Genomic DNA, 6345 nt, shown 5'->3' on the forward strand with positions numbered 1-6345 from the left:
GGCCACCATCTGTACTTGCTGGCGATCGTGCGGATCAGCGACCGGGAGCAGCCGCTGTACACCGAAACGCTCGAGGTGACGGTGACCATCGGCGAGGACGACGACAGCGACCGGATCCTGGAGAAGCGGAAGACGACGCCGAAGCCGGTCGTGACCCACCGGACGATGCGGCCGATCGTGCCGGACGAGGACCGGGTGGCGCGGCTGGACGACATCGCCTTCAAGGCCGAGGTGAAGAACGCGGGCGGCACGATCACCGGTCTGCCGCTCCGCGAGCAGGTCCGGCGTCTGCGCGCCTGGCTGGTCTTCGACCCGGCACTCACCGCCCCGACGGAATGGCAGGTGGAATACCGGCCGAAGGGATTGTGGCGGCCGCTTCGCGAACGCGGCTGGGACTGGCTGAAGTGGGACGATCGCCTGCCCACCGCCGACGGCGGCCCGACGGCGCTGACCCGATTTCAGGTGACCTTCGTCTTCCCGGGCAGCGACCAGCCGCCCAGCGTCAAGGAGCAGCACGGATTCGGCACCCAGGCGGAGCCACAGCGATCGGGCGGGGGCTGGGCCGTGGAGTGGCGGGACGAGCGGCCCGCCGGCCGGCACTACGCGTGGGACCTCACGCAGACGACCGGCGATGCCGGGTAGCCGCCGGCACGGGTGTCCTATGAGGCGTAATGCAGGATCACGTTGTGCACGTGATGCGTCTTGTCCGACCCGCGGAACTCGACCTCGTAGATGTGCTGGCCGACGTGGATCGCGATGACGCCGGTCGAGAAGTACTGCCCGGCGAAGCTCTTGTTGCTGACCACGCTGACGCTGCTGATCTTCGAGTAGGGGATGCTCGTGATCGCGAAGCGTTTGCCGGCGAACGACTTGTCCTGAATGATCACCCGGCGGGTGGTCAGCCCGATGAAGCCCGTCCCGACGCCGACCGCGTCGTACACCGCGATGATCTGCTCGCCGTCGAGCAGGCCGCTCTCGATCTGCTTGAGCTGACTCTTGTTGTCGAAGACCGGTGCCGTCATGCGATCAAGCCTAGGACGCTTGGACCACCGTCTTGTACGCGTCCTCGATCCGCGCCGCCAGGGTCACCTGACCATGGGTGATGTCGTCACTTTCGCCCGCACTCAGGCAGATCTGGGTGTGACCGTCCGTACGCCGGATTGCGGGGCGTATGCGTAGTGTGTCGGCGGCCACTTTGATTCGTTCGGTCAATGCGGCATGCTGACTGTCGTCACATGCGAGAACTCTTCGCAGCTCAGCGCCGTTCTGGGTCCAGCCCTGTAACAGCGTGAGCGCGTCGGTCAGATAGTCGGAACGAGCCGATCGCTGCCTTCTGGCCCGCATCGCCGCACCCCCTTGGCGTCGTTGCCGGCTTGTGGCCAAACTGTCGCCGTGTCGTCATGGTCGGTCCTGACAGTCTTGTCTGCGGTGTCAAACATGTCCACGCCCACATATACGTGTTCTCCCGACGATCGGGACGGCTCGGGCAACCTGAACGTTGCCTTTTTGTGGAATGCTCTCAGTCCATGCGCTCGACATCACCCAGGGTCATCGTCGCCGCGGTGATCATCGTCGGCGGGCGGGTGCTCGCGTGCGAACGCTCGGCTCCGCCCGAGGTGGCGGGCAAGTGGGAGTTCCCGGGTGGCAAGGTCGAGCCGGGGGAGACCGACGAGCAGGCGCTGGCCCGCGAATGCCTCGAGGAGCTGGGCGTCCGGGTGTCGGTCGGCGCGCGCGTCGGCCCCGACGTGTCGCTCGCACACGGCCGGGCGGTGCTGCGCGTCTTCTCGGTCGAGCTGCTCGGCGGCGACGTTCCCCGCGCGCTGGAGCACACCGCGATGCGCTGGCTCGGCCCGGACGAGCTGACCAGCGTGCGATGGCTCCCGGCGGACAAGCCCATCGTCGCCGAGCTGCCCCAACTGCTGCTGGGCCGGGTTTCGTAGTCGCCCAACCCGAACGCCCTAGGAGAACGTCTTGCGCAGCTCGCGCTTCAGCACCTTGAAGCTGGGGCCCAGCGGGAGCTGCTCGACGAAGCGGACCTGCCGCGGGTACTTGTGCCGGCCCAGCTTCTCCTTGCTCCACTCGATGAGCTCCTCCGCGGTGATCCCGCCGGCGGAGCCGGCCTGCGCCGGATCGCCCGCCGGCACCACCACCGCGCAGATCTCCTCGCCGAACGTCGCGTCCGGTACACCGATCACCGCGACCTGCTGCACCGCCGGGTGCCGGGCCAGGGCCTCCTCGACCTCGCGCGGATAGACGTTGAACCCGCCGCGGATCACCAGGTCCTTCTTGCGGTCGACGATCGTGATGAAGCCCTTGTCGTCCTTGCGGCCCAGGTCGCCGGTGCGGAACCAGCCGTCGAACAGCGCCTCCGCGGTCGCCTCCGGCCGGTTGTGATAGCCGGCGAAGACGCAGTGCCCGCGGATCACGATCTCGCCGAGCTCGCCGACCGGCAGGAAATCGATGCGCTCGTCGACCTCGGCGCGCGCGATCTCGGCCTCGACACCCCAGATCGGGTGGCCGATCGTGCCCGGCTTCGTGCCGAACGCCGGCTGGTTGGTCGTCGCCGTCGGTGAGGTCTCGGACAGGCCGTAGCCCTCGTAGATCGGCGCCTGGAAGACCTCGGTGAACTTCTCCAGCACCGCGACCGGCAGTGAGGCGCCACCGGAGAAGGCGAGTCGCAGGTCGGGCAGCCGCTCCGCCTTCTGCGCCGCCTCCAGCAGCCCGATGAACATGGTCGGGACGCCGTAGAAGATGGTCGCCTGCTCGCGGACCATCAGCTCGATCGCGGCCTCGCCGGTGAACCGGGGCAGCAGCACCAGCGTGCCGCCGCTGCGGAAGGTGCCGTTCATCGCGACGCTCTGCCCGTACGTGTGGAACAGCGGTAGGCAGCCCATCGAGATGTCGTCGGGATGCGGGTCGTGCACGTCGAACGTGTTCACGGTCGCGTTCATCACCAGGTTCAGGTGGGTCAGCAACGCGCCCTTGGGCTGCCCGGTGGTGCCGCTGGTGTAGAAGATGACCGCGACGTCCTCGGCCTCCCGCGTCACGTACGTGTGCAGCGGCTCGGCGTCGGTGGAGAGCCGCTCGGTGGACTCCACCGGGATGCCGGCCAGCGACGCCGCCTTCGTGGCGGACTCGACCTGGCTCGGGTGGGCGATCAGCAGCTTGGCGCCGCTGTCACGCAGGACGTAGCCCAGCTCGTCCGGCGTCAGCAGCAGGTGCATCGGGACGATCGTGGCGCCCACGGCCAGGGCCGCGTAGTACGCCCGCGGGAAGTCGATGACGTTGGGGATCTGCAGGGCCACCGTGTCGCCGGGGCCGATGCCCAGCTCACGCAGCCCGGCCGCCCAGGATCGGGCCTGCTGCCACAACTGCGAGTACGTGAAGCGGGCGCCGGTGTGGTCGATGACTGCCACCTTGTCAGGCTTCTTGCGCGCCGACTCGGCCAGGATCGTGGCGAGCGACAGAACGGTCATGCGAGGTGACCTCCGATCTTGGTGTACCCGCGCAGGAGATCGCGCGAGATGATCAGGCGCTGCATCTCGTCGGTGCCCTCGTAGATGCGGATCAGCCGGACCGCCCGGTACCACCGCTCGATCGGCAGCTCACGGGTGTAGCCCATGCCGCCGTGGATCTGCATCACCCGGTCCATCACCCGGTTGACCATGCCGGCGCCGTACAGCTTGGCGTGCGAGGCCGAGTGCCGGAAGTCCAGGCCCTGGTCCACGACCCAGGCGGCCTTGAGGACGAGCCAGCGGGCCGCCTCCAGCTCCGTCTCCGAGTCGGCGATCATCCACTGGATCGCCTGGTTGTCACCGATCTTGCGGCCGAACGTCTCGCGGGTGTTGGCGTAGTCGATCGCCATCTGCAGGGCCCGCTCGGCGCTGCCGATCGCGGCCGATGGGATCAGGTAGCGGCCGCGGCCGATCCACTTCATCCCCAGCTCGAAGCCCTGGCCGATCTCGCCGAGGATGTTGCGGGCCGGCACCCGGACGTCGTCGAAGATCAGCGCGGCCGGGCGGGCCGGGCCCATCGTGTCGATCGCCTCGGAGCGCCACCCCATCGAACGGTCCACCAGGAACGCCGTCGTGCCGCCGCCGCGGACACCTTTCTCGCGGTCGGTGACCGCGACGACGATGCAGAAGTCCGCCTCGTTGCCGTTGGTGATGAACGTCTTCTCGCCGTTGAGGACCCAGTCGTCGCCGTCCTGGCGGGCGCTCAGCTTGATGTTCGCCGCGTCCGACCCGGCGCCCGGCTCGGTGATCGCGAAGCAGGAGATGCGGTCGCCCTCGATGGTCGGGATCAGGAACTCCCGCTTCTGGTCCTCGTTGGCGTAATACAGGATGTTGTCCGCCTCGCCGCCGAAGGTGAACGGCGCGTACGTGCGGCCGACCTCGGTCCAGATCAGCGACTGCATCACGGCGGGGAGGTCCATGCCGCCGTACTCCTCCGGCGTGCCCAGGCCCCAGAAGCCGAACTTCTTCGCCTTCTGCCGGAGCTCGACCAGCTCGCTGCGCTCGAGGCCGGGTTGGTTGGCCCGCTCCCGCCTGAGCACGTCCTGCTCCAGCGGCATCACCTCCCTCGCGATGAACTGACGTGCCGTGTCGCGGATCGCGCGTTCCTCATCGCTCAAGGAGAAGTCCATGGCATTAAACTAGCGGTGTAAGTTTTAACACGTCCAGTGCGAAAACTTGATTCACAGGAGATCTTCATGGCGCGTCCCCGGCAGGTCCTGCTCACCCGCGAGCGGATCGTCGAGGCCGCCGCCGCGCTGGTCGACGCCGAGGGGCTGGAGGCGGTGTCGGTGCGCCGGCTCGCCACCGAGCTCGGCGTCGCCGGACCCTCGCTCTACCACCACTTCGCCACCAAGGCGGAGATCCTCGACGCGGTCGCCGACGCGGTGATCGCGCAGGTGGACACCTCGGCGTTCGGCACCACCGAGTGGGCCAAGGCCCTGCGGCTCTGGGCGCAGTCCTACCACGCCGTGCTCGCCGCCCACCCCAACATCGTGCCGGTGCTGGCGCAGGGTCCGGGCCGTCGCCCGGCCGCCCTCGCCATGGCCGACACGGTCTACGGCGCACTGATCGCGGCCGGCTGGTCGCCGTCGCGCGCCACCCACATCGGCGCGCTGCTGCGCTACCTGGTCACCGGTTCGGCCCTGGGCTCGTTCGCGCTCGGCTTTCCCGGCGACCCAGAGCTCTACGAGAAGTACCCTCACCTCCACCGTGCCCACCACCTGGCGGAACACCGGGCGCGTGTGGATGAGGGAGCGTTCGTCCTCGGCCTCGAGACGCTGGTCTCGGGCCTCGAATCCCTCCTGCAGAACGGGGTTGAACGATGACGTCATCCACCGTCCGCGACCACCTCTACATCGGCGGTCAGTGGGTCGCGCCCGCGGGCACCGGCACGATCGAGGTGCAGAACCCGGCCACCGAGGAGGTGCTCGGGCACGTGCCCGAGGGCACCGCGGCCGATGTGGACGCCGCGGTCGCCGCCGCCCGGTCCGCCTTCGACTCCTGGGCCGGCACGCCGATGGCCGAGCGTGGCGCGGTCCTCGACCGCCTGCACGGCGCGCTGGCGGCGCGGGCCGCCGACATCGGCGAGACCGTCGGGCTCGAGCTGGGCACGCCGGTCAAGATCGCTCAGGCGGTCCAGGCGGGACTTCCGCTCGCCGTCCTCAGGGGGTACGCGGACCTGGCGCTGCAACCGCCGGCCGAGCAGACCATCGGCAACTCGCTCGTGGTCCGCGAGCCGGTCGGCGTGGTCGGCGCGATCACCCCGTGGAACTACCCGCTGCACCAGGTCGTGGCCAAGGTCGCGGCGGCGCTGGCGGCCGGTTGCACGGTGGTCCTCAAGCCCAGCGAGCTGACCCCGCTGACGGCGTACCTGCTCTTCGACGCCGCGCACGAGGTCGGGCTGCCGGCCGGGGTGCTGAACCTGGTCACCGGCACCGGACCGGTCGTCGGGCAGGCGATCGCCGGCCACCCCGACGTCGACATGGTGTCGTTCACCGGCTCCACCGCGACCGGCCGGGCCATCTCGCACGCGGCGGCCGACCGGATCGCCAAGGTCGCGCTCGAGCTGGGCGGCAAGTCGGCCAACGTGATCCTGGAGGACGCCGACCTGACCAAGGCGGTGAAGGTGGGCGTCGGCAACGCGTTCCTCAACTCGGGACAGACGTGCACCGCGTGGACCCGGATGCTGGTGCACCGCAGCCTCTACGACGACGCGGTGGCGCTGGCCGCCTCGACACATGAAAGTACCAACTCAACAACACACTAACGCCTGTTGGTTCCAACCAATAGGAAATTGGAATAAGCAATTAGTATAATGAGAGTATAATGT

7 protein-coding genes and 1 pseudogene are annotated in these 6345 nt (G+C 68.7%); 4 read left to right on the forward strand and 4 right to left on the reverse strand.

Annotation, left to right across the window (positions count from 1 at the left end):
- Nucleotides 1–642, forward strand: a 642-nt coding sequence (locus AB0M20_RS21330; protein ID WP_364300628.1) for a hypothetical protein, incomplete at its 5' end; no start/stop codon positions are given.
- Between the two features lie 17 nt (nucleotides 643–659).
- On the opposite strand, the gene AB0M20_RS21335 is transcribed toward AB0M20_RS21330, so the two are convergent.
- Nucleotides 660–1022 carry a PH domain-containing protein gene (locus AB0M20_RS21335; RefSeq protein WP_364300630.1) on the reverse strand — a complete coding sequence of 121 codons (363 nt, stop codon included), beginning with the start codon at nucleotides 1020–1022 and terminating at the stop codon, nucleotides 660–662.
- Between the two features lie 10 nt (nucleotides 1023–1032).
- A complete protein-coding gene (locus AB0M20_RS21340; RefSeq protein ID WP_364300632.1) occupies nucleotides 1033–1344 on the reverse strand; it encodes a 4a-hydroxytetrahydrobiopterin dehydratase in 312 nt (103 codons plus the stop codon).
- A gap of 182 nt (nucleotides 1345–1526) precedes the next feature.
- Between AB0M20_RS21340 and AB0M20_RS21345 the strand changes: the two genes are divergently transcribed.
- Nucleotides 1527–1940, forward strand: a complete 414-nt coding sequence (locus AB0M20_RS21345) for a (deoxy)nucleoside triphosphate pyrophosphohydrolase (RefSeq protein ID WP_364300634.1) — start codon at nucleotides 1527–1529, stop codon at nucleotides 1938–1940.
- A gap of 18 nt (nucleotides 1941–1958) precedes the next feature.
- Here AB0M20_RS21345 and AB0M20_RS21350 read toward each other — a convergent pair whose 3' ends face one another.
- Together AB0M20_RS21350 and AB0M20_RS21355 are read right to left on the reverse strand one after the other, a co-directional pair.
- Nucleotides 1959–3476: a long-chain fatty acid--CoA ligase gene (locus AB0M20_RS21350; RefSeq protein ID WP_364300636.1), complete on the reverse strand. Its 1518-nt coding sequence runs from the start codon at nucleotides 3474–3476 to the stop codon at nucleotides 1959–1961.
- The gene (locus tag AB0M20_RS21355) at nucleotides 3473–4645 is read right to left on the reverse strand and encodes an acyl-CoA dehydrogenase family protein (RefSeq protein WP_364300638.1); all 1173 of its coding nucleotides are present in this window, start codon (nucleotides 4643–4645) and stop codon (nucleotides 3473–3475) included. Before AB0M20_RS21355 ends, AB0M20_RS21350 begins: the two co-directional genes overlap by 4 nt.
- Before the next feature lie 66 nt (nucleotides 4646–4711).
- Here AB0M20_RS21355 and AB0M20_RS21360 point away from each other — a divergent pair, with 66 nt between their 5' ends.
- On the forward strand, nucleotides 4712–5341 hold the full coding sequence (locus AB0M20_RS21360) for a TetR family transcriptional regulator (protein ID WP_364300640.1): 630 nt from the start codon (nucleotides 4712–4714) through the stop codon (nucleotides 5339–5341).
- Nucleotides 5338–6249 (forward strand): annotated as a pseudogene (locus AB0M20_RS21365) (aldehyde dehydrogenase family protein); the annotation flags it as partial. The gene AB0M20_RS21360 and the pseudogene AB0M20_RS21365, both read left to right, overlap by 4 nt.
- Nucleotides 6250–6345 lie beyond the last annotated feature (96 nt).

The organism is Actinoplanes sp. NPDC051633, from assembly GCF_040681735.1.
Lineage (GTDB): Bacteria > Actinomycetota > Actinomycetes > Mycobacteriales > Micromonosporaceae > Actinoplanes.

Coding starts and splice junctions, on each gene's coding strand:
- AB0M20_RS21335 (WP_364300630.1), bottom strand. CDS start 1,022: ATGACGGCACCGGTCTTCGACAACAAGAGTCAGCTCAAGCAGATCGAG.
- AB0M20_RS21340 (WP_364300632.1), bottom strand. CDS start 1,344: ATGCGGGCCAGAAGGCAGCGATCGGCTCGTTCCGACTATCTGACCGAC.
- AB0M20_RS21345 (WP_364300634.1), top strand. CDS start 1,527: ATGCGCTCGACATCACCCAGGGTCATCGTCGCCGCGGTGATCATCGTC.
- AB0M20_RS21350 (WP_364300636.1), bottom strand. CDS start 3,476: ATGACCGTTCTGTCGCTCGCCACGATCCTGGCCGAGTCGGCGCGCAAG.
- AB0M20_RS21355 (WP_364300638.1), bottom strand. CDS start 4,645: ATGGACTTCTCCTTGAGCGATGAGGAACGCGCGATCCGCGACACGGCA.
- AB0M20_RS21360 (WP_364300640.1), top strand. CDS start 4,712: ATGGCGCGTCCCCGGCAGGTCCTGCTCACCCGCGAGCGGATCGTCGAG.